This is a genomic window from Paenibacillus tyrphae, from assembly GCF_000722545.1.
Lineage (GTDB): Bacteria > Bacillota > Bacilli > Paenibacillales > NBRC-103111 > Paenibacillus_G > Paenibacillus_G tyrfis.
In genome coordinates, this window is record NZ_JNVM01000044.1 from 1 (window position 1) to 21977 (window position 21977).

Genomic DNA, 21977 nt, shown 5'->3' on the forward strand with positions numbered 1-21977 from the left:
CTACTTGACGGGGTGCAGTTCATTCGCCCACAGCAGCCTGGTCTTTATTCAGTTATGGTAGTTCAGTTATGGTAGATAGGCAAGATTATCTCAAACTCCGTGGCATATTCTGTTTCACTAGAAGGAATCAATAAAATGGAGCCACCATGCTTTTCAACAATGCTTCGAGAAATGGCGAGACCCAAGCCGGACCCATGCTTTCCACCTCGGGAGGTGTCTCCCGTTGTAAATACTTCAAATATATTCTCTCTTATCTCCTCAGGTATACCAGTACCATCATCTGCGATCTGAATCGAGCAGACCGATTGCTTTTCTATTACCTGCACGTAAACGGTCGTTCTTACTTTATTGTACTTCATACAGTTCCCAACGATATTATCCAAAGCTCGATTCATATGAAATCTGTCAATGTTACAGAGGGCTTCACCTTCGGGAATCTCTGCTTGAAGGGCAAAGCCTGACTCATCTATATGCTCATATTTCTCAGCCAGATAGGAGCGCACATACTCACTGACGTTGATTGGAACTGCATTCAGGGAAAAGTCGCTTCGCTCTAACAGACTGTACTCATGGAAAAAGTTAATCAGCTCACCGAGATTTTGCGATTTTTGATAGATAAGCTGCAGATAACGCGCTCGTTCCTGTTCCGGCACCATATTATCGCTCAAGGCTCTTGCGTAACCCTGTATCGTAGTTATCGGTGTCTTCAGGTCATGTGATATATCAGCCAGCATCTTTTGCTTATCCTCGGTGAGCTTCCGGTTTTTCTCGTTACTTTGCCTTAATTTTTCGTTCATGATATTGAAGCTGTCACATATCTGCACAAACTCCCTGCTTCCCTCGAAAGTGATCGGCTCAACGGAATCACGTGCTGCAACCGCCAGCAGACCCTTATTTAGCGTGGAAAGAGGACGTTTCACCTTGCGGTTCAGGAACAGAGAAAATAACCAGATCATCACAACGCAGGCGATAATAAAGACTATTACCATCACAATATAATACCGCTGCTGCTGTTTCTGTAACATGGTACCATCCTTGGGCACTAGGATAATCAAGGTATTTGAATGACCTTGCAGGTCAGTAAAGGGGTGTTTATACACGGTTGCGTCATCGGGATAGGTGCCGGTGAGCAGATCGATTTGCTTTACGGTATATTGATCGGCTTCCTTGATACCGCCTCGCCATGAAAGTAGCCGATATTCTTGGTCCAATAGTCGGTACAATGGCGAGGAAATATCGCCCTCCCCTTGATTTCCTGATAGAAAGATACGATATTCACCGTTTTCATCCACATATGCCGTTCTTGTCATTATGGACGTTGACTGGTCGTAAGCAGGGATGAAGCGTAAATCCGATGATGATAACTTCAGCTCAGCGATGTTATCACTTACGAATATGGTTTCCACACTTTCATCCAAAACGATAATATTACAATCTAGCCAAGAGAATATATGATCAACGGCAATATAGTCGCTACGAGCCAATAATTTGTTCAAACTTTCCTTGTCTAACATAGAGTTCTTTAATTGAAAAATCATGGTGAGCTGACCGGCGAATAGAATGATAATGACTAACAGGACAAGTACCACCGTAAATATAATGTAGTTTTTGATAAGCAGCGTAGAGAAGCTACCATTACTTTTTTTGTTTTTCAATTTTATATCCAAGCCCCCTGATTGTTTTGATGTAGGCCGGACTTTGCGGGTTGTCCTCAATCTTGCTGCGTAGCTTGGAGATGTGAACCATCAGTGTGTTAGCATCGTTCTCGAAAAACTCACCGCTGACCGCTTCGTAGATCTGCTCTTTAGTAAAAACTCTGCCTGGTGAGCGCATGATTAGGGATAGAATTTTAAATTCCGTAGGTGTCAGCGTGATTTCCATACCATCTTTTTTTAAAATGAATGAATTCAGGTCTAATATAAGTTCTCCCACAACAAGTAAGCTGCTATCTTCGGATACATGTGATAACTGATAGGTACGCCGCAGTATCGCTTTAACCTTGGCTACAACTTCCAGAGGGTTAAAGGGCTTTGTCAAATAATCATCTGCGCCCAGATTCAAGCCGAGTATTTTATCATTAAGCATATTTCTGGCAGACAAAATAATGATTGGTATATTGCTTTTACTTCGGATTTTTTGCGTTAGTGCTAGACCATCCATTTCCGGCATCATAATATCTAATAGGGCAAGCTGCAGGTCGTTCTGATCTGCGATTTCCAGCGCTTTCAGACCATTTTCTGCGCAAAAGACCGTATAGCCCTCACACTCCAAATACATCTTCAGCAAGTCGGAAATATCGTAGTCGTCTTCCGCGACCATTATATTCGCAGTCATTGTCATCATCCTATTCTAAAATTTTTTGCGAAGGAATTGGCTAATACATATAAAATAGTACAATGGTAAAAGAATATTGCCAACCCCACCAATCCCACAATTTCATTCATTGTTTATTCAACCAAAGAATGATTTCAATTCTGTGATACATCCGCTAGTATATCACTTGGATCTCCACTCATTACGGCATAAACCCATCGCTCTACTTGTAAATGATTAGACACCATTATGAATTGCAGTCTTCTACCTTGTCTCGCCTTCCTCAACTTTGTGCGGGTTCGATGCAAGGCCGTTTTCACAGACGGTACTGACGTGTTGCTAATTAATGCGATTTCCTTTATGGAATAGTGGAAAGCATGAAACATGAGCAACATATTTACATGACGCTCAGAAAGATGATCTGCGACATGTTCAATAAGTTCGCGTACTTCATCATAACGAATCGAATCCGTCCCCCTCTGCTCCACTTCTTCACATAGAACCACACGCCCTCGGTGCTTTCGATACATATCTATCCACATGTTTTTCGCTATACGAAATAATAAGGCCTTCGTAAATGGAGAGGAGCCGTGATGAAATTTCATACGATAAATGAACGCTTTTAATAATGTTTCTTGATATAAATCCTCACCATCCCAAGTAGACAAATACTTACAATACGTCCGCAATTTCTCGAGATGAGGACTAATCTCCTCCAAAAAAGCCTCATTTATATCATTCTCGGAATAAGTGATAACCTTCGCCGCTAGTTCTGACATATTCAGTACCTCCCGCTATAAAGTAATATTTCCTCCTGTTTTCTCACTCATTCTCATTACAGGAATGGCTCCTTATACTTGCAAAAACTTTATAAAAAAATCTCGTCGGTTTAAGAACGCCAGCGAGATTTTTTGGATATGGTTTTACTGCTTCACTCAAATCATTTCTTGGAATTAGGGCTCGAGTTCCCTATTCTTAATTGACACGAAGTGCATCTATAGGCTTAAGCTTTGCTGCTTTATTCGCTGGGAGCAAGCCAAAGAAAACCCCTACAAATAAGGAAAAGGAGAACGAGATCACAATGACACTCCATGATACCGAGGCACTAAATCCAATAAGACTTGATAACAAGAAGGAGGCGCCTATTCCAACTAAAACTCCAATGATGCCTCCAGAGGCACTTAGTAAAACCGATTCAACTAAGAACTGCATCAGAATGTTACGCTTGCGAGCACCAACAGCTTTACGAATTCCAATTTCTCTAGTTCTTTCAGTCACAGATACAATCATGATGTTCATAATACCGATTCCCCCAACGAGCAGTGAAATGCCTGCGATGCCTCCTAACCCTGCTGAAAGCATCGTCATGATCGTACCACTGGATTCAAGCATATCCTGCTGATTTAAAACCGTAAAACCGTTATTTTTATCTGAAGCGAATCGCTTCTTTAAATCCTCAGAGAGCCTGGCACTGACCATCGGTACATTCTCATTGTTATCTACCTGCACATTGAAGGTTTTTATGCCTGATTCCATTAATAATCTCTCTGCCGTTGTAATTGGAATCAGTATTTTTTTATCAGCGTCTTTATCTGTCCCCATTAAGCCGCCTTTGTTTTTTGATTCCAGAAGACCAACCACCTTATATTGCACGCCATTTATAATAACATTCTCTCCAACAGGATTTAATAAGCCGAAAAGCTCTTTGGCAGTATGAGTACCTAGTACGGCAATCTTCTGCTTGCGCTCCAAATCAGCCTGAACGATAAATCTCCCATCTCGAACATGAGAATTCTGAACGAATTCATAATCAGGCACAATGCCTTCCAAAGGGACATCTTGAATCTTTGTACCGTTCTTCACCTTGACTGCTCCACTAATGACAGGTGATATCGTTGTAATATGAGGAATACTTGTTTGATAGGCTGTGATTTGATCGAGCGTTAGAGAGGTTTTGTCGCCTCTTCCTCCTGTAATCGAAAAGATTAAAGAATTCGTTCCAAGCTTGTTGATTTCATCGGTAATATTATTCTGTAGTCCTTGTCCTAATGAAATGAGTGTTGTAACAGAAAAAACACCAATGATGATACCTAGCATGGTTAAAAATGATCGTAATTTATTACTGACTATGCTCTTCCATGCCATTTTGACAGATTGGGTTAGAATCACGAGGTTGCACCTCCTTGTCTTCCGTGACTAGACCATCCTGGATTCGAATATATCGTTTCGCTTGATTGGCAATTTCCAAATCGTGTGTAATCATAATAATCGTATGCCCTTTGTCACTGAGCTTATGGAGCATTTGAAGAATTTCTTTGCCTGTCTGTGTATCCAGTGCTCCAGTCGGTTCATCAGCAAACAAGATTGGAGGGTTTCCAGCTAATGCCCTCGCGATGGCAACACGCTGTTGTTGCCCTCCAGACAGTTGATTCGGTTTATGATGCAACCGTCCGCCTAATCCAACATTATGGAGAGCTTCTGTTGCTTGCATGCGCCTGTTCCTCATCGACATATTCCGATAAATGAGAGGGAGCTCCACGTTTTCAAGGGCAGACAGTTTCGTCAATAGATTAAAATTTTGAAATATAAATCCAATCTTCTGATTGCGAATATAAGCCTGCTGATCATCGGACATTCGGCTTACCTCTTGCCCATCAAGTAAATAGTTCCCCCCGGTTGGTGTGTCTAAGCATCCAAGTATATTCATTAAAGTAGACTTACCAGACCCGGAAGGACCAATAATAGCAACAAATTCACCATGATAGATTGTAAACGAGATACCTTTTAGTATAGGAACCGATTCCTCAGCCATTATGTACGACTTGGTTAAATTGTTTATTTCAATAAGTGGTTTGTTTAAGATCATCACTACCTCCCTTCTCCGCTAGTACCGATTACAATATTCTCGCCGACATTCAAGCCACTAATGATTTCGATGTAGCTTTCATTCTGAATGCCAACAGTGACTTCACGTATTATAGCTGGAGACGGTTTGTCATTTACGGGGTTATTCTGAACCGTATCTTGAACAAGTACAAAGCTCTTACCTTGTCTTTGTTGAACAGCTTCGATTGGCACAACCATTATATTGTCTTTGCCTTCAATAAAGATCTCAGCTCGTGCCGACATTCCTGCTTTAATCTGACCAGGATTGATAAATTGAACGGCGACATTATAGAAGGATATACCATTTTTGGACTTCCCTTCTCTTGCAACTTCAGAGACGGTTCCATTAAATTTCGTATTAGGCAAGGCATCTACTGTGATAACTGCGGGCTGCCCAGCTTTTATTTTCAACACATCCATTTCATCTACTTGAATATTCAACTTGAGATTATTGTAATTTACTATTTCAGTGATCATGGCATTACTATTAACTTGGTCCCCGACAGTATGATTAAGCTCAATGATTTCGCCATCTATCGTTGCAAGAAGAGGGGGTGGCGGAAGCTGCTCTTCTTTATAGGTTTTAATTTTTCTATTTGATAATTCGATATCAATCTGTAGCTTCCGTATATTATTTTTGAGTTCAACAATCATAGACTCATCCTGAAAATTTTTCTTAAACTTGTTCATAGCTTCATTTAGATCCAATTCCTTCTTTTCAATAGCTAGCTTCTCTTGATAAATGAGGTCCGTGTTGTCCTTTCCCTCATATGTGATTATTTCCTGTCCTTTCTTAACCAGGTCACCCTTCTTTACAAGTAGCTTGTAATTGGGGGAATTGTCTCTAGGCTTGATAGTTTCTCGTTCGGTAGGCGCAGTAGCTCCAGAGCCTGATGCAGTGACTCGAATGTTACCCTGCTTAGCTTGAACAGTATTTGGCATACTGGGCATCGTTTGCTTACTTGTTGACAATATATAAAAAATGCCTATGGTGCCTGCGACTACTACACTGCTTATTGATAGGAAAATCCATTTTTTCTTCTTTGTTTTAGGTGTCTTCATTGAGCTTGTTAATCCTCCATATTTGATTAGTTTGCTCAATTGTATAGGAGTGCTCTTAACTTTCTCTTCGTGTAACCTTAAGATTTCGTAAGGTAGTAAATCTCTGAATAATGGCTTCAGGTATTAGAGCGAATATCGTTCTTGTGCAAGCATCATCTTTTACACCCGATGTCACACTCGAAGATTTACGTAAGTTTAAAATCATCACCATGAAACAGTTCGGTTAAGGTTGAAATAATCCTAGATTTCTTCTTCCCATATTGCAACATAAACGGTCCGATTCGAACCGCTTATGTTGCGTTTATACCTAGCTCATAAAAAAAGGGCGACCCGTTTGACTTGTTTTTCAGGAGCGGAGGGAGGCTATTATCGTTGTCGTATCAACTGGTTCTATAACATGACTTTAAATGGTCAATGATGTAAATTAACTGCAATGTTGGTTAATTTGTGTCCTTCTACGACAATGTAGGTGGATTTGTGCATTTTTTAATGACACAAGTGTTCCTACATAAAAAATAAAAAGCCTGATTTCTCAAGCTTTTTTGAAAAGTTAATGTAGGTACTTTTGTGTCATTGGACGCCCGACTGCCAAAGTAAAAAATTGCTCAACCGTTTCTCACCACTTGTTCGAATCAGCAGGATTTGTGACACATGCTTATAGTTTGACGCATCGTTTGCATTCCAGCATAGTGGCCGGCAGACCTCTGTGATTTTTCCAATCAATATTTCGTTTGAGATCAGTTTTAGTTCGATTTAAACCAAACCACTTCATTTTATTAACCTCCATTATATTTCCATACTCGTTCGCTCTGTGATAATCTACTTCTGAAGGTTAACCACCGAACCGTTGTCCGGTTCATTGCATTCTCTTGCCCATCAGCTTAGTAAAACAAAGAGCAGCTGCCGTCCGCCCCGCCAACTCCAGCTTTATCACCTGACCTCCAGCCACCACCATGAATGAATATAATTACAGGCATTGGATTTTGAGGTATCGGATCAGGTCTTACGATATCCAACAATAAAGGAACTCCATCAATATAATCGTATTGTACATCAGTTAATCTGACTGTATTTAGCAGGAAAACCACCGTCCTTGTGAATGTGTAAAAATAAATGTAAATCTCAACACCACCTACGACGACTATACCGTTTATTTCCTTTATTGAATAATACTTATTCAAGCTCCTAACGTTCTCTTTAAGTAATGGATTATTGAGTTCTTCTGCCCGTTAGTGGAACAACCGATATATGTTCTTGTCATTGGTTTTTGAGCTGCAGTCACTGCTCCGCCCAACCCTACTTATCCGTTCCTCTGCCCTTTCCGCCCTTGTCTTTCGCGCTACTCAAATGATCACTCCATTGTGAGACATATGCCTTTATTTATTACTGGTCTAGCATCAAGTTAACATTTGTGCTCGGATGGCATGCATATGCCCAAACCCTGCCCCCTTCAAGTTCATACAGTACAAATGAAAGTATATGCTAAAAGGAGGTAGTACAATAGCCACTTTCATTAAAACAATAAAAGGTATCACCACATTCTTTGGGAACACTAGTATTCTGAGTAAGAATTTCGGAACACTCCATTTAAGTGTCGTTCTTGTTTCAAAGCTTGCGGGGAATGAGAGCGAGGCTTTTACAAGTCTGAGGATGGGTAATAAAAACCTAGCAACGATAAGGACAAAACTAATCAACGGGAATGTCGTTAGACAAAAGGCATCTTTTGGCAAGGGATTGTTGCCGGGTATTAGGAATCTAATGCTAAAACAAACCAGAAGAAATAAAAAAACGGTTATTAGAGGACTCATAAATGGAGAGCGGATCAAGGCTTTTACTCCAGGATGTAAATGTAAACGATGCAGCTGCGGTTCAGAATCCATACAGTTACAAAATGGTACGAAACTCAATTTCACGATAAATAAGAAGCTAGAGTGCGCTTTAAAACGGCTTTTTGCGAAGTTTAATTTAGAAATTGCTGCAGCAATCAAAAAGATCGGAAACTCTGACCCTGCATGTCTAGAGGAATGCAATAGAATTGCGCGAAAATGTAATTCGGACTGCTTTTTGGATAGCGTGTGTGCACCTGCTTGTGAGGCCGCTAGAGCCGTGTGTGTTGTTACAAGATGTGTCCTCTAACAGTTAATAACTTTCGTTTGTTGAATGAAGGCAGCCGATTATTTATGAACTGCACCCCAATTGTTAGACACCATCTAACAATTGGAGGCGCAGTTCAGTATCTGCCGGCTGCCTTCTTGTCTTCCTCGAGCTATCGTTCCCGGAGTACCAGCGAAGCTGACACCACCTGCAATAAGGAAATGTCAAGGTTATAATAAGTTGTTAAAAGTTAAATACTTCCAAAACGCATACCCCCGTCCTGTTTGGATGGGGGTAAAATAAAGTTTTATTCAACAATCGGGCCATTATATAGTATCCGTTTCAAATCATTGATATGGTGCACCTTTTATCATTGTTTACATGTAACCATAGAAAAGCGTTTAAGGACTTGACTTGGAGCCTCTGTGGGCATGATTGGTCTTGAAAGGCTGAAGCCGTTGTTTCATCTGGCATGCAAGCCTATCATACCTCCCCCCCTCCAAGTAAAGTCCTATCGTTGTTTACGTTGAAAACTATAATTACTTACTCAATATAATAAGTAAACAAAGTTAGAAAATAGGCTGTTTTTGTTTCGTTATTTACGATGAATACGGTCAAAAATCATACTACTTATAAGCGCCCTATTGTTGAATAATGTTCAATTTCAAACGAATAAAGCCATTAATATTAAATCTTGATAGCCGTCATCCAATTTTACACCCTTTACTTTTCTACCCTCTTCAAAAAAGCCTAGATTCTTATATAACTGGATTGCACCTAAATTATCTTCCATTACCTCAAGACAAACTTTTTCAATCTTACTGTTATTTTTAGCCCAATTGATTAACGTTTCTAGAAGAGCTCTTCCAATACCATAATTTCGATATTCAGGTAGTATGGTCATCGCAAAAGCCCCTTGATGACTAATTTTTTCTTTGTTTCCGTTCTTAAAATCTATTGCACCGACTAACTTACCATCAACTTCAGCAATAAGCTGTACATAATTTGGATTTTCATGATAAGCTTTTAACGTTTTTTGAATAGCATCAACACTCATCTTTTTTACATCCTCAACCGTACTTAGCATGTATGGAGCGTTTATTAAAGCTTTTGAAGCAGAATTTAGCATTCTTTCTGCATCCTGTTCTATAGCTTCTCTAATTGTTACTGTTTTTCCATCCTTAGATTTATAAGTAAAAACATTAGTTGATAATATATTACACACACCCTTTCGGAATATAATTAATCGGATTTTTTAACTATTCCACAATTCTTAAGTAAGGGAAAGTCGTATCACCTTTTTCTGCAATCGCTCTCCTTTAACTTAATAACAATTATTTCAAATATTTTTAATTTTAACAAGAATTTATTTCGTTCGAAAACGAACGCACTAGGCTCGGATGGGCCTTTCCTACGAGGTGATCCGGGCACTGGACGGAGAGGTATCCATCAAGAGTGCCTGGGGCGGGCACGCTGTTTACGCTCACGATTCCCGAGATCCAAGCCGGGGATGAAGCTAAAGCAGAAAGGAAATCATAAGATTCGTTGGGCGATTTTTTCTGAGAGGGGCATATGCATATTGAAGTACGAACTTGGCCGTTGCCTGCTAGAAGAAAGGCTTCAGGAAGCAGGAATACCGCTGGAACGGCTGGCGCTTGAACTGCGGGTGAGACGGGAGCGGCTGGATGACTTTATCGACAATAAAAGAGTGATGTCTCTTAAGATCGCGATTTCGATCGCCGATATGCTTCAGTGCGAGGTGCGCAGCCTGTACGAATTAACGCCTTCCGATGAACACCGTTAGTCAGCGGATGGGTAACAGAAAGTGAACTTTCCACAAAATAAGGCCTGAAGGTAGTGACTATAAGTAATGCATCACCGCCTAATTATTGGCGGTTTTTCTTTTGGCCAATAACCAACAATCAAGGATAATAAAAACAGCGGCAGAAAAAAAGAAAACCACCCTACCTTCGCAGGGTGGTTCCCGTTCAAATAGAAATCGATTATAACAAGCGCTCAACAAAATCCTGCATACGAACCACACTCTGTTCCACTCGGGCTTGTTCCGCCGCGAACGCCATCATATGGCTTTGCACGGAGCGATGCGCTGATGTCAGCCCTTTGCGGCCGTCGCCTTCGCGCAAGAGCCGGAGGAAATCCCGGACCAAGCCATAATCTCCGCCGCCGTGTCCGATATGTCCGCCCGCATCGGCCAAATCGATTCGCTCCGCCTTGTCGCTGCCGAAACGGAGAATTTCGATCTCGTTCTTCTCCATCGCGCCGCGAATCTCGCCCGTCGTTCCCATCAGCTTGATCGTCCGGCTAATTTCCTTCGTAAAGGCACTCATATGGAAAGCTCCAATAACGCCGTTCGCGAATGCCATATTCACCACTTGATGGTCGACGACATCGTTGTCGCAATGGTAGACGCATCGGCCATACGGTCCTTCCTGCAGCGCCTTGATTCGACCTTCATAGCTCCAATCATCGCTGATCGCCGAAGTTGGCCAGTCCGTATTTTCGGTCAAATACTGTTTCGGCGCGTAGTAAAGGCATTCTTCTGCGACGGGGCAGCCGTCCAGGCAGCGAAGGGGCGCTCCCTTCGGCGCTTGTGCAGAAGTAAAGTGGGACAAGGAGCCGAATGACGAAATGCTTACGCAATCCGATCCGGCCAGCCAGAGCAGGATATCAAGGTCATGGCAGGACTTCGCCAAGATCATCGGGCTCGATTCGTCCTTCCTGCGCCAGTTGCCCCGAACGAAGCTGTGGGCTTGATGCCAGTATCCGACGTTCTCATTGTGCGTGATCGACATCAATTGGCCAATGGCCCCTCCTTCCAGCAATTCCTTGATCGTAGCGAAGAAATTCGTAAACCTCAGAACATGGCATATCGAGAACACACGGTCAAGCTGCGCAGCTCGCGCTCCCATCGCCACGCATTCCTTCGCATCGGGGGACATCGGCTTCTCCAGCAGCACATGATACCCCGCATCCAGCGCTTTCATCGTCGGTTCAAAATGCTGCTGATCCTGGGTGCAGATGAAGACCGCATCCGCCATCTTCGGCTGTGCAAAGAGTTCATCCCAATGGGTAAAGCACTTGTCGTCAGGAAGCCCATGTCTCGCTTGGCAATGCTCTCTCCGCTCCCTGTTCGGCTCTGCTACGGCAACGATTTGCATCTCATCCGGATACTGCTTCGCATATTCCAAATAATTCACGCCCCGAAGTCCCGCCCCAACCAAGGCCACAGTTACTTGCTTCATCATGATTTCCATCTCCCTGTATGCTGATCGTTCATTCCTTCACGCTGCCTACGGTCATCCCTTTGACGAAATATTTCTGCAGGAACGGATAGACGAGCATAATCGGCAGCGCCCCCATGAATATCTGCGCGGTCCGAAGCGTTTTCTCGCTTAAATTCTCCAAAGCCTTCAACTGGTCAAGCGACATTGAACTCATCTGTGAGTTGATAGCCGTTATGAGCGTAGACAAGTACGTCTGCAGCGGATAATGTTCGGGTGAATTCATATACAAGATGCCGTCGAACCAGACATTCCAGTGACCGATGATCGTGAACAAACCGATTGTCGCGATCGACGGAAGCGATACGGGTAAATAGACTTGCCAAAGGACCCGCCAATGACCCGCCCCATCGATGGTGGCCGCTTCGTCCAACTCTTTGGGGATGGCCCGGAAAAAGTTGAGCATGAGCACCATGTTCCACACATTCAATGCGCCAGGCAAGATCAACGCCCAGATCGTATCGATTAATCCGGTATTTTTCACAATCATGTAGGTTGGAATCAAGCCGCCGCTGAAGAACATGGTAACCGCAAAAAACCAAACATAGACCGTTCTGTACTTGAACTTGTCATTAGACTTGGCTAAAGGGAATGCTGTAATAAAGACAAGAAACATATTGACGGCCGTGCCGAGAACGACCCGCTCCAGGGAAACCCGCAAGGAGCGCAGGAACTCTACCTTTTCCCCCAGATAAATATAAGCATCCAGGGAGAAGCCAACAGGCCACAGCTTCACTTCGCCGGCCATTGCGGCTGTATTGGAGCTAAGCGAGATGGCGAGCAAATGAACAAATGGAATAATGGCCAGTACTGTAATTAAGGTCAAAAAGATCGTGTTAAACAACACAAACATCTGTCTGCTTGCCGATGATTTATGGATCACGTCACTCCCTCCTTAGAAGATTCGATAATTGTTATATTTGTACGCAGCATAGTAGGCGATAGAGACCAGACCCAGGGAAATGACGGACTTAAATAGACCGACTGCCGCAGCGGGGCCGAATTGCTGACTGAACAAGCCGAGCCGGTAGACGAACGTGTCGATAATGTCCGCGCCTTCATACACCGTCGGATTGTACATGATCAGGATTTGCTCAAAGCCTGCGTTGAGAATATTCCCCAGACTCAGAACGCCCAGCAAAATCAGCATCGGCAGCATACCGGGCAAAGTGATATGCAGCATCTGCTTCCATCGGCCCGCGCCGTCCACTTCCGCAGCTTCATACAAAGTGCCGTTAATTCCCGTGATTGCGGCCAACATAACGATCATATTGTAGCCCATGCTTTTCCAGACATCCGAACCGATGATGATGCCACGGAACCAGCCGTTATCCAGCATAAACATGATTTCCTTAAGTCCCAAAAAGGATAATAAGCTATTTACCGGTCCATTCAATGAGAAGATTTCAATCACAATCCCTCCAAGAACCGTCCACGACAAGAAGAATGGCAGGAAAATGGTCGATTGCACAAGCCGCGAGAACCATCGCTTCGTCACCTCATTGAGCAATAAAGCGAGAATAAGCGGAACAAGCAGGAACAGCGCGATTTTGAAGATAGAGATCAGGATCGTGTTCCAGAAGACTTGTTTGAAATCCGGCAAATGAAACACATACGTAAAATTGTCCCAACCCACCCACTCCGATTTAAAAAAGCCTGACAGCGGCTCAAAATTTTGAAAAGCCATGACGAGTCCGGCCATTGGACCATACGAATAAATAAGTGTCAGAATCACTCCTGGAATCAGCATGATATGCAGCGGATACTCCTTGCGAAAAGTTCTCATGGTGGGACGAACCTCCTTACACATTAGTAGACAAAACGAGAGGAGCCGCTGGCTCCCGCTCCCCTCGTCACTATACGTTCATTTATTTCACAGCTTGCTCGTTGTACCATGCATTCACTTCTTCAGTCATTTTATCGCCGCCAAGCGTTTTCCAGCTCGCTACGAATTTATCGAAATCGTCAACAGGTGCGCCAAGAATGATTTTGTTAAAAGACTCCAGCATCAGCTTATCAAGCTGACCGCCTTTCTCAACCATGGTAGGGGTCGGTGTTCCGTAGAATTCATTCACCACAAACTGGCCCTTCTCACGAATCTTGCGCGTCAGGCCCCAGCCGCCATCTTCCGCCGCACGACTAAAGTACAGTCCCCAGTTCACGCCCCGCGACGCCGTTTGGGTATCATTCGCCTGCAAATCCAATGTTGCTTTCAGTACATCCTGTATCGTTTTATAATCCGGACTATTCACCGTAATTTTTGTTTGTTTGGCCGCCAGCGCTTTGTTTACTTCCGAGTAAATGGTTTCAATTTGAGCCGGATTTGATATTCTTGGCATGAACCAATTGTAGACGTACCCATTCTCCGGTTTATTCTTATCCATATATTGAGGCTTGCCCATTTCCAAATAGAAATTCAACATTTTCACGATCGCTTCGGGGTTCTTCAATTTTTTATTGACGGCGTAGACTCTCTCGCTGCGCAGTTTTGGAACAATGGATTTCCCTGGCTGTCCATCCAGCGTAGGAATTTGAACGGCGATCCAATTCGCTTTCGGGTCTTTATCCACACTGAGATTGAGCGGCCAGTTTGGATACCACCATTCCCCATAGGAGATCCCTACTTTACCGGCCGTGATGTCCTCTACCACTTTATTCTCGTCTTTGAGCGCAAACTCTTTGTCCAGAATACCGTTCTTATACCAGGATTGGAGCTTCGCCAGCGCAGGCTTCATCTCAGGCTGAATCAACCCGGGAACAAGCTTGCCGCTGCTGTCTTTAATCCATGCGTTAATATTGTCTCCTACCGAAGGATAAGCGCCATAGGCATTGAAGAACCCGCGCAAATCAAATCCCCAGAAGAAAGGCTTCTTCTCCAGCGCGATGCCGTAGGTATCCTTCTTCCCGTTCCGATCCGGATCGTCATTCACAAAAGCGGTCGCAACCTTTTCCAGTTCATCGATCGTCTTCGGCACTTGAAGGTTCAAGTTATCGAGCCAATCTTTCCGAATCCACAGCAACTGTGTGCCAAGCGCCGGATCCGTAAAATCTGGAATGGCCATCAGCTTGCCGTCTCTGGTTACCGTTTTCATCGCAAACCCGCCATCGGACTCCATATATTTCTTCAAATCCGGCGAGGCGTATTTATCATAGGCTGCGGTTAAATCCGCCAGCATATCTTGCTTCCGAAGCTTCTCATAATCCTTCGGACTAAGCTCCATAATGTCCGGCAAATCTCCCGAGGCCAACGCAAGCGAGAACTTTTGCTCATATTGATCTTTCGGCACCGTCCATTTATATTTCACATCGATATTCAACATATCCTTGAGCTCTTTGAGATAAGTGTTCTGATCAGGCGTAATCCCCTTCGTGGTTCTAGGGTCTTCGGGCGTGCTGAATCCAAGCACTTCCGTAACAACGACAGGCTCCGCATACTTGCCTAGCGGTTCTGGCGCCGCAGTACCGGCGGAACCTCCGGATGCCACAGGAGTCGCAGAACTCACTGACTTGTCTCCCCCTTGGCTAGAGCACGCCGACACCATCGATACGCTAGCAGCAAGCAGCAAAATCATTCTCGTTTTTCTAAATTGATAATGCTTCATATTGGAAACTTTCCCCCTAGTAAAAAGTGCTGGCCATGCAGGTCGCTTTGCCTATTTATATTGTAAGCCCGGTCAGAAACCGTTTACAATTTCGAATCCTTTACATTGCCTTCACTTTATTGACCTATTGCAGGTTACGGTATTCCTGCGGAGATTTTCCGGTCATCTTTTTAAAGAAGGTAGCGAAGTAAGACGGAGAGTCGAACCCTACGCGAAGCGCAATTTCATTTAGCTTCAAGTGGGGATCTGACATCATCGCAATCGCGGATTCGAGCTTAAAGGATTTTATATATTCAATCAGGTTATGCCCTGAAATTTGCTTATAGTAACGAGACAAGTAGGAAGGGTTAAGATGCACTTCCTCTGCGATCGCCGTCAGCGACAAGTCTCCCGCGAGATGCTCTTCAATATAACGATGAATCTGATCCAGGAGTCCCTTTTTGAAAGCATCCTGCTGAATCCCTGCCAGCTTAATCTGTATACTCGATTTATCCGTTGTACGCTCGTAATCAACAATGACCATTCTCTGACCAAGCTGAACTCTTCGACGGATCAGAGAGCGGATCATTTCTACTTGCTCGCGGGTCTGGTCCCAGCGGTTCATCATATTCCCCGAAATGCCAAATGACATTGATACGTCCAGTATCTCTTCGCACTCATTCTGAACCCGTTCCAGCACCCCTCGCAAATAGGCTACAACACGGTGCCCGTTCTCTGCAGCATCCGCTTCATCCCTTAGCCGGTCTACTAATTCGGCATTCGGTTGCAGGAACCATACGATAAGGTGTCCGTCATATAAGGTGTATTCGCATCCGATCGAAGGGGGCAGCAGCTTGCCAAATATCGAGCCTGCCGCCTCCAGCAGCTTCATCGTGATCCCTTCCTGCTGATCGGCATGTCCAATGAGAATAAAGGAGGGACGGTCCAAAGCAATGGCGAAATCCAAATCCGCATAGCGCTCTTCTCTCAGTAAAGCAGGTAATTCTTCACCTCGCAGCACCGATTCCAGCAGTTCTTTCTTCAACAAGGATTCAACGATCCGCAGGTGCAATTGCGCCTTTTCCTGTTGAAGCCGATTCCGGTGCTCTTCCTCCAGTTTGACAATGGCCCCTCTTACCGCTTCGAAGATCGGTTCGACCCCTTCGCTCTTCAAGATATAACTATCGACATTCTTGCGAATGGCTTCATACACGTAGTTAAACTCACTATATCCGGTTAAGAAAATCATCCGGCACGAAGGCCAGTAATAGGCGATCTCATCGACTAACTGCAATCCATTCTTCTTCGGCATCCGAATATCGCTCACGAGAATATCCAACTTCGTTCGCTGCGCAATCTCGAGCGCCTCATCCGCAGAATACGCCTTGCAGATATCCAATTCAAATTCTTGGCGGTCCTGTAAAAGCTGAACCAGTCCGTTCGCGATCACCGGCTCGTCATCTACAATTAACAATCTTCGATACATGGCAACAGGCCCTCACTTTCGTTCATTTTGGGTTCGGATCATCAGTTCGGCACGCAATCCACCATGTTGGCTGCGAGAGACGAAAAGCCCGCTGCCTGCCCCATACTTCAACTGCAATCGATTATTCACATTCATGAGCCCCGTCTTCTCTTGTTGTCCAGATTCATCACGCAACTGCTCTTGCAAACTTTGCAGCGTCTCGTCTGTCAGGAGGCGGCCGTTATCTTCGACCTTAATCCGTACGACCCCTTCCTGATAATCGGCCGTCATAGACAGAATGCCGTTCATCATGCCGTCTTCGAAGGCATGTTCGAAAACATTTTCAACAATCGGCTGTATGATCAATCGCGGCACCGTAACCGTCTTCGCATAATCCGGTATCTCCTCATGTTCGTATCGAATTCGATTCGAGAAGCGGATGCACTGAATTTCACAATAATCCAAGGCATGCTGATACTCTTTGTACAAGGGCACCTCGTCGGACCCATTCCTCGTTATATATTGATAATAACTGCCAAGCTTTTGCGATAGCTCCGCAGCTCCGTCTGAATCTCCCACCTTGCACATCATATAAATGTTAAAAAAGCTGTTATATAGAAAATGAGGATTGATCTGCGATTGCAGTTGTTTCAATTCCGATTGCTGAATCGCAATCTTGTGCTCATAATTCTCCTCAATCGAACGCTTCAAACGGAACGCCATGCGATTAAAGCTGTGAAATAAATAATGAAACTCATCCCTCGTCTTCGACTCGATGACGAGATTCAGATTATCGGTCTCCATCATCTGGAACGCCTTGGTGAGCTTGGACAAAGGTCTGTGGATCATAATATTAAGCGAGTAAGAATAGAGCAGCAGCACCACGATTGCAATCACGAATAATGCGTAGAACCAAAAGCTGTACTGCCTAAGCGGGCGCGTAATTTCGTTATGATCCACATACATGACCAGCGACAGATTCAAAGAACCGACTGGACACGTCATTACAAAATAACTTGCTCCAGCGATATCGATAACCCTGGAAGGATTTGCATTCCCCTTATTTCCTTCCTCTAGTTGTGCAAGCAAGGGAATGATGACGTTCTGATCCTTCGCCGTCGATAATACATGGCCGAGTGTTTTGCTCCCCAGAAATACTTCCGATTCTTGATAGAGCGTGGTAATCTGGCGAAGGGCCTCTCGCAAGCGAGACGTAGAAATCTCGATATAAGAGATGATCCCCGAGTTATTCTCGCTCTCAATAAAGAAGAGTCGGCCATCTTTTTGATAGAAAGACGGTTTCGGCGTCAGCCCGGCTAAGTGGACAATGAATTCTGATTCATAATTCGGTGTGTCCGAGATACCGCCTATACTTGAGATGGTCTTGCCAATTTCTTTGACATAAACGCCGGCATCGACGATGAGTTCACTCGAGTATTGAATCGCGGACAACCGGTCTTTCGTTTGATTAATTAATTCAAACAAGGCATACTCATCGAGTGTGCTCCCTTGAAAGCTAAGCTTCTGAAGATCCTTATCATTGACAAATTGCAGTTGCTGGCTCCGAATAAAATATAATTCCTTATCGAGCTGATTGGCATAAAAAGAAGCTCCGGCTACAGCCGAATCCGTGATCGTCTTCTTCGTGAAGGACATCTCTTTGTAATTCACCCAAATGTTCATCGCAACGAGTGGAATCATGAATGCAATGAAGACAACGACAACCTTCTGATGTACAAACCAACCCTTCGTTCCTGTTGCCTGAAGTTTCATGATGGTTTCGGCCCGCTTTCTTATCCATAATAGCATTCATCGTTTACAACAATTTATCATCCCCGAATCTTTTGTTCAATTGGTCTTATCCGCACTGCGAAGCGGTTCATGGAAGAAATAGGAAGAGGTTGAAAAAGCCGGCCATCCACAGGATGATCGGCTTTTTTCTTTACCATTCCTTTGACGATACCTGGCTCTGCATCTCTATTCTACAGATTTCGCTACAGCCAGATTAGGAGCCGCATTATTGTACAGTTCCAACTCGTTAATCGCGAAATTGCCCCATTTCAAATTTGCCCCATTAATCTTCAAACGGAACTGCTTCGCCGTTGTAGAGTCAAAATTAAGGGTCTGTGTCTCATTCGTCGTATCGCTATACGCCCATGTCCATTGAATACCTGTCTTCACCGGCACCCAAGCCGTCCCGTTATAAGCTTCAAGATCGAGCTTCGTAACGCCTTGCCCCGTTCCAAACCTGGTTACCACTTTCAGCTTGTTCGCTGTTACCGATCTGGAACCAAAATCAAGCGTAATATAATTCGGGAAGGTCACGCCTTTATCCACACTCGACCAAGCTTTGTCATAGGAGCTATCCGTCAGGCTTTTAATCGAGCTGGTGGACAACGTGGCGATGGATGCACTCGCAGTTGCAAGCGGCGCCAAATTTCCCGGTGCCGGCTTCGGTTGTTCCGGCATTGGGGTAATGGGCGCGGGTGTGAATACAATTGGCGTTTTGCCCGTAGCCGGCGGTACCGCACCTTGATACTCGTAGGCGCCGATATCCGGGTCTCCGTTATATAAGGCATTACCGAAATAGTCCCTTCCGCCGTTGTCCGCCAGAGGAACGCCTGCCCCAATAAGCGGTGAGTTGGGCTGGAGTTTGTAGCCGTCCAACGTATTCATACCGACGCCGCCACTGCCCGGATTCATGAATTTCGGTTCCGCAGTTACGCGATGCGCATCCGAGTTCACTAACGTTTTGCCGCCGTAATACGCATTCGAGTCAAAAGTTTGCCCAGTCAGATTCCATCCCCGGTCTCCCACGCTATAGTAGACGTTGTTGTAATTCTTAATATTTTTCGGTGCGCCTGAAGATTTCGTGAAATAATCGCTCATCACGGGATTACCCGATGCCGCTCCGACGTACACCGTGTTGTTATAATTATAGACCGTATCAATTGAACCGCTGTACCGGAACAAGTGATTCTTGTCGTTCTGACTGATATTGTAGCGAACGATCGTATTCGTCGTATAATACGTATCATTGACGAATAACATAAAGCCGCCTGCATTGTCATGACTGTAATTATACTGAACCAAGGAGCCTATGTTGCCCGCATCCACATCAAACCCCTCGCCATCCATTTCCCCGTTGTGGCTTCCAAAAGATTCATTGTATTGAACCACGTTATTATCCGCATAGGCCCACCAGATCGAAGCATTTGTTGCCAAGAACGTGGCTTCTTGAACCGTATTTCGCTCGACAATCGCGCCATCCGTCACATTCCATGCAATCCCGCCCGTCGCAGGCCGAACAATCGTATTATTCGAGATTTTCAAATTCGTCGTTGGCGTCCAAGACCCGTAAGGCTTAGGAACCCACTCCCAAAGATCGCCCATGCCATACCGAATCGTACAGTTCGAACCGATATAAATCCCATACGCATCCACATCCGTTAATGTATTGCCATCGATCAGTACATCATTAAACGCACTTGGCACATAGGAGCCCACAGAATCGAAAATGATCCCGCCGGCCCGGGTCGTATACACCCCATCAACATCATGAATATTCAAATTTTTAATGTAAATATGATTTAAGATGCCGCTCTCTTCATTCAAAATATAGACGCCACGCCGCTCACCCCGGGCCCCTTTCCAGTCCCTGGAGAAAGGCAGTGTAGAAGGATTAGTAACCTCCAAGTTGTTGATTTCCCAGTACTCCTGATTTTTCAAAAAGACCGTCTGCAGCTCGCTCGTAACTCCCGCAATGAGCGGTTTATTCCCCGTCCCGTATTGGTCGATAACAATGGGACTCCCGTTCACCCCCGAACCTTTTGGCCATAATTGTCCTTGCCAAGCTCCTCCTGCCTTGAATAAAATCTTGTCACCCGGGGCAAACGTCTTCGCGTTCACTTTCGTTAATGTCTTCCAAGCTGTCCCGGCGCTTGTTCCATTCGAAGCGTCATTCCCATTTACGTTATCCACGTAATAGGTTGCTCCCCCCGCAGCCTTAGCGTCCCGAGGAACGGTTATTGCCAGACTGAGAAGCATAGCGGCCGCAATCGCCAAACAAATGGCGCGTTGTACAGTTCTTCTGTACATAAATGATCATCCCTTCGCCTTTCATTATGTATGCAACGCCTCAACAGCAAGCCATTAAAGCGATTACAACAAATTGAAGCGCTTCAAAATTACATTTGAAAGGACTGATATAGCTTGTCGTGCCTCACAACTTGCGCTGAGGCTGTCATCTCACGAATCCTTGTCTCGTATTCACCGTTGACATAATCCTGAAGCACTTGATCCTTCACCTGCTCATAGGCCAGATAAGCTGAGTCAGGTTCTACCCTCTCGATGCATTTTAAGAGATGGAGACTGCCGTTATCTTCAATAATCTGACTCATCTCTTGAACAGAGAGCTTGGCTGCAGCCTGGGCTACCGGGCTTCTGGCATTCCGTCGTTCGTCGCCCAGATCAATGGTCAATTCCAGTTCCGTACCTGGCGCAGCATAGGCTGCGGCAACGTCTTCAAATGACGCACCAGATAACAGCCTGGCATGCGCCTCTTCAAATAGCCTTTTTACTTTCTGTTCGAGTGCGGGATCGATTTGATGATTAGAGTCCAGGATCGTGCTTGAAATTCGTTGCACCGTGACATAGCCCCGCGTCCTGTATCGCTGATCTTTATGCTCTTCATAGAACAATCTCAGCGATGACTCGCCCTGCTTCAAAGCATTTTGCTGCAAGTGCTGCTTCACAGCAAGGGTTGAATTCGTCAGCAGATACTCCAGATACGTATCCTCGTCATATCGTTCAGGTCCGTATACGACCTGACGGTTCTTGATCGCTTGCGCTCTTCGGTGATTCTCTTGCTGCAATTGCCGGAGAAACCCCGGGTAACTAATGTCTTGCAGGATCCCTAGATCCTTTGCCTGCAGCAGTCGAGCCTTCAAACGCACACAATCATCCAATGCCTTCTTCTTCAGCATCTCAATAGGAATCTCGCCATCGAATGAAGTTGTCCAGAACGTCTCGGACTGATCCGCATGATGCTGATCGCGAAAATAGTTCATGATCGCCGATTTGTTCAAACGAATCGCTCGTTGGAATTCTTCCACGTGAATCGGACTGCCATTGACCGTAGCGATCACATCCTCCTCGTTCCCTTTCCACCAAGCTCCGCCCGAAAACGCCGCTGTTACCATGACGGTCAACAAACTAAAAATGATAAGGATTCGTCTATGATTCGAATGCAAAATGCGTTCTTTGAACATCAAG

General features: G+C 44.7%; 18 protein-coding genes. 1 reads left to right on the forward strand and 17 read right to left on the reverse strand.

Features of this window, described 5'->3' with window-relative positions:
- Nucleotides 1-62: 62 nt before the first annotated feature.
- The 9 genes from ET33_RS36845 to ET33_RS32730 all read right to left on the reverse strand — a co-directional run bounded on the left by ET33_RS36845 (nucleotide 63) and on the right by ET33_RS32730 (nucleotide 9580).
- On the reverse strand, nucleotides 63-1655 hold the full coding sequence (locus ET33_RS36845) for a HAMP domain-containing sensor histidine kinase (RefSeq protein ID WP_051775944.1): 1593 nt from the start codon (nucleotides 1653-1655) through the stop codon (nucleotides 63-65).
- Nucleotides 1636-2334 carry a response regulator transcription factor gene (locus ET33_RS32700; protein ID WP_036692321.1) on the reverse strand — a complete coding sequence of 233 codons (699 nt, stop codon included), beginning with the start codon at nucleotides 2332-2334 and terminating at the stop codon, nucleotides 1636-1638. The genes ET33_RS36845 and ET33_RS32700 overlap by 20 nt, the downstream gene beginning before the upstream one ends.
- Nucleotides 2335-2468: 134 nt before the next feature.
- A complete protein-coding gene (locus ET33_RS32705; protein ID WP_036692325.1) occupies nucleotides 2469-3092 on the reverse strand; it encodes an RNA polymerase sigma factor in 624 nt (207 codons plus the stop codon).
- A 196-nt stretch (nucleotides 3093-3288) separates the two neighbouring features.
- Complete coding sequence (locus ET33_RS32710) at nucleotides 3289-4482, reverse strand: ABC transporter permease (protein WP_051775949.1); 1194 nt, start codon at nucleotides 4480-4482, stop codon at nucleotides 3289-3291.
- Nucleotides 4433-5179, reverse strand: coding sequence for an ABC transporter ATP-binding protein (locus ET33_RS32715; RefSeq protein WP_036692331.1), 747 nt, complete (start codon nucleotides 5177-5179; stop codon nucleotides 4433-4435). The genes ET33_RS32710 and ET33_RS32715 overlap by 50 nt, the downstream gene beginning before the upstream one ends.
- Nucleotides 5180-5181: 2 nt before the next feature.
- Entirely contained in the window at nucleotides 5182-6261 is a 1080-nt protein-coding gene (locus ET33_RS32720) for an efflux RND transporter periplasmic adaptor subunit (protein ID WP_036692334.1), read from the reverse strand.
- A gap of 570 nt (nucleotides 6262-6831) precedes the next feature.
- Nucleotides 6832-6912, reverse strand: coding sequence for an undecaprenyl diphosphate synthase family protein (locus tag ET33_RS40745; RefSeq protein ID WP_374701688.1), 81 nt, complete (start codon nucleotides 6910-6912; stop codon nucleotides 6832-6834).
- Nucleotides 6913-7142: 230 nt separating this feature from the next.
- Nucleotides 7143-7442, reverse strand: a complete 300-nt coding sequence (locus ET33_RS38740) for a hypothetical protein (RefSeq protein ID WP_144028845.1) — start codon at nucleotides 7440-7442, stop codon at nucleotides 7143-7145.
- 1577 nt (nucleotides 7443-9019) lie between these two features.
- Nucleotides 9020-9580 carry a GNAT family N-acetyltransferase gene (locus ET33_RS32730; RefSeq protein WP_081890610.1) on the reverse strand — a complete coding sequence of 187 codons (561 nt, stop codon included), beginning with the start codon at nucleotides 9578-9580 and terminating at the stop codon, nucleotides 9020-9022.
- Between the two features lie 354 nt (nucleotides 9581-9934).
- Here ET33_RS32730 and ET33_RS32735 point away from each other — a divergent pair, with 354 nt between their 5' ends.
- Nucleotides 9935-10159 (forward strand): transcriptional regulator, encoded by a 225-nt coding sequence (locus ET33_RS32735; RefSeq protein ID WP_036692341.1) that lies wholly within the window; start codon nucleotides 9935-9937, stop codon nucleotides 10157-10159.
- Between the two features lie 199 nt (nucleotides 10160-10358).
- Here ET33_RS32735 and ET33_RS32740 read toward each other — a convergent pair whose 3' ends face one another.
- The 8 genes from ET33_RS32740 to ET33_RS32775 all read right to left on the reverse strand — a co-directional run bounded on the left by ET33_RS32740 (nucleotide 10359) and on the right by ET33_RS32775 (nucleotide 21973).
- Nucleotides 10359-11618: a Gfo/Idh/MocA family protein gene (locus ET33_RS32740; protein ID WP_036692431.1), complete on the reverse strand. Its 1260-nt coding sequence runs from the start codon at nucleotides 11616-11618 to the stop codon at nucleotides 10359-10361.
- Nucleotides 11619-11649: 31 nt separating this feature from the next.
- Complete coding sequence (locus ET33_RS32745) at nucleotides 11650-12540, reverse strand: carbohydrate ABC transporter permease (protein ID WP_036692344.1); 891 nt, start codon at nucleotides 12538-12540, stop codon at nucleotides 11650-11652.
- 12 nt (nucleotides 12541-12552) lie between these two features.
- Nucleotides 12553-13443: an ABC transporter permease gene (locus ET33_RS32750; protein WP_036692347.1), complete on the reverse strand. Its 891-nt coding sequence runs from the start codon at nucleotides 13441-13443 to the stop codon at nucleotides 12553-12555.
- Nucleotides 13444-13525: 82 nt separating this feature from the next.
- Nucleotides 13526-15259, reverse strand: coding sequence for an extracellular solute-binding protein (locus ET33_RS32755; protein WP_036692350.1), 1734 nt, complete (start codon nucleotides 15257-15259; stop codon nucleotides 13526-13528).
- A gap of 124 nt (nucleotides 15260-15383) precedes the next feature.
- Nucleotides 15384-16724 (reverse strand): response regulator transcription factor, encoded by a 1341-nt coding sequence (locus tag ET33_RS32760; protein ID WP_036692353.1) that lies wholly within the window; start codon nucleotides 16722-16724, stop codon nucleotides 15384-15386.
- Nucleotides 16725-16736: 12 nt separating this feature from the next.
- Nucleotides 16737-18476, reverse strand: a complete 1740-nt coding sequence (locus ET33_RS32765; protein WP_036692356.1) for a histidine kinase — start codon at nucleotides 18474-18476, stop codon at nucleotides 16737-16739.
- Nucleotides 18477-18680: 204 nt separating this feature from the next.
- Nucleotides 18681-20801, reverse strand: a complete 2121-nt coding sequence (locus ET33_RS32770; protein ID WP_200879267.1) for a right-handed parallel beta-helix repeat-containing protein — start codon at nucleotides 20799-20801, stop codon at nucleotides 18681-18683.
- A gap of 89 nt (nucleotides 20802-20890) precedes the next feature.
- Complete coding sequence (locus ET33_RS32775; RefSeq protein WP_036692358.1) at nucleotides 20891-21973, reverse strand: peptidylprolyl isomerase; 1083 nt, start codon at nucleotides 21971-21973, stop codon at nucleotides 20891-20893.
- Between the last annotated feature and the right edge of the window lie 4 nt (nucleotides 21974-21977).

Coding starts and splice junctions, on each gene's coding strand:
- ET33_RS32740 (WP_036692431.1), bottom strand. CDS start 11,618: ATGAAGCAAGTAACTGTGGCCTTGGTTGGGGCGGGACTTCGGGGCGTG.
- ET33_RS32705 (WP_036692325.1), bottom strand. CDS start 3,092: ATGTCAGAACTAGCGGCGAAGGTTATCACTTATTCCGAGAATGATATA.
- ET33_RS32700 (WP_036692321.1), bottom strand. CDS start 2,334: ATGACTGCGAATATAATGGTCGCGGAAGACGACTACGATATTTCCGAC.
- ET33_RS32715 (WP_036692331.1), bottom strand. CDS start 5,179: ATGATCTTAAACAAACCACTTATTGAAATAAACAATTTAACCAAGTCG.
- ET33_RS32755 (WP_036692350.1), bottom strand. CDS start 15,259: ATGAAGCATTATCAATTTAGAAAAACGAGAATGATTTTGCTGCTTGCT.
- ET33_RS32750 (WP_036692347.1), bottom strand. CDS start 13,443: ATGAGAACTTTTCGCAAGGAGTATCCGCTGCATATCATGCTGATTCCA.
- ET33_RS32775 (WP_036692358.1), bottom strand. CDS start 21,973: ATGTTCAAAGAACGCATTTTGCATTCGAATCATAGACGAATCCTTATC.
- ET33_RS32770 (WP_200879267.1), bottom strand. CDS start 20,801: ATGTACAGAAGAACTGTACAACGCGCCATTTGTTTGGCGATTGCGGCC.
- ET33_RS32765 (WP_036692356.1), bottom strand. CDS start 18,476: ATGAAACTTCAGGCAACAGGAACGAAGGGTTGGTTTGTACATCAGAAG.
- ET33_RS32760 (WP_036692353.1), bottom strand. CDS start 16,724: ATGTATCGAAGATTGTTAATTGTAGATGACGAGCCGGTGATCGCGAAC.
- ET33_RS32720 (WP_036692334.1), bottom strand. CDS start 6,261: ATGAAGACACCTAAAACAAAGAAGAAAAAATGGATTTTCCTATCAATA.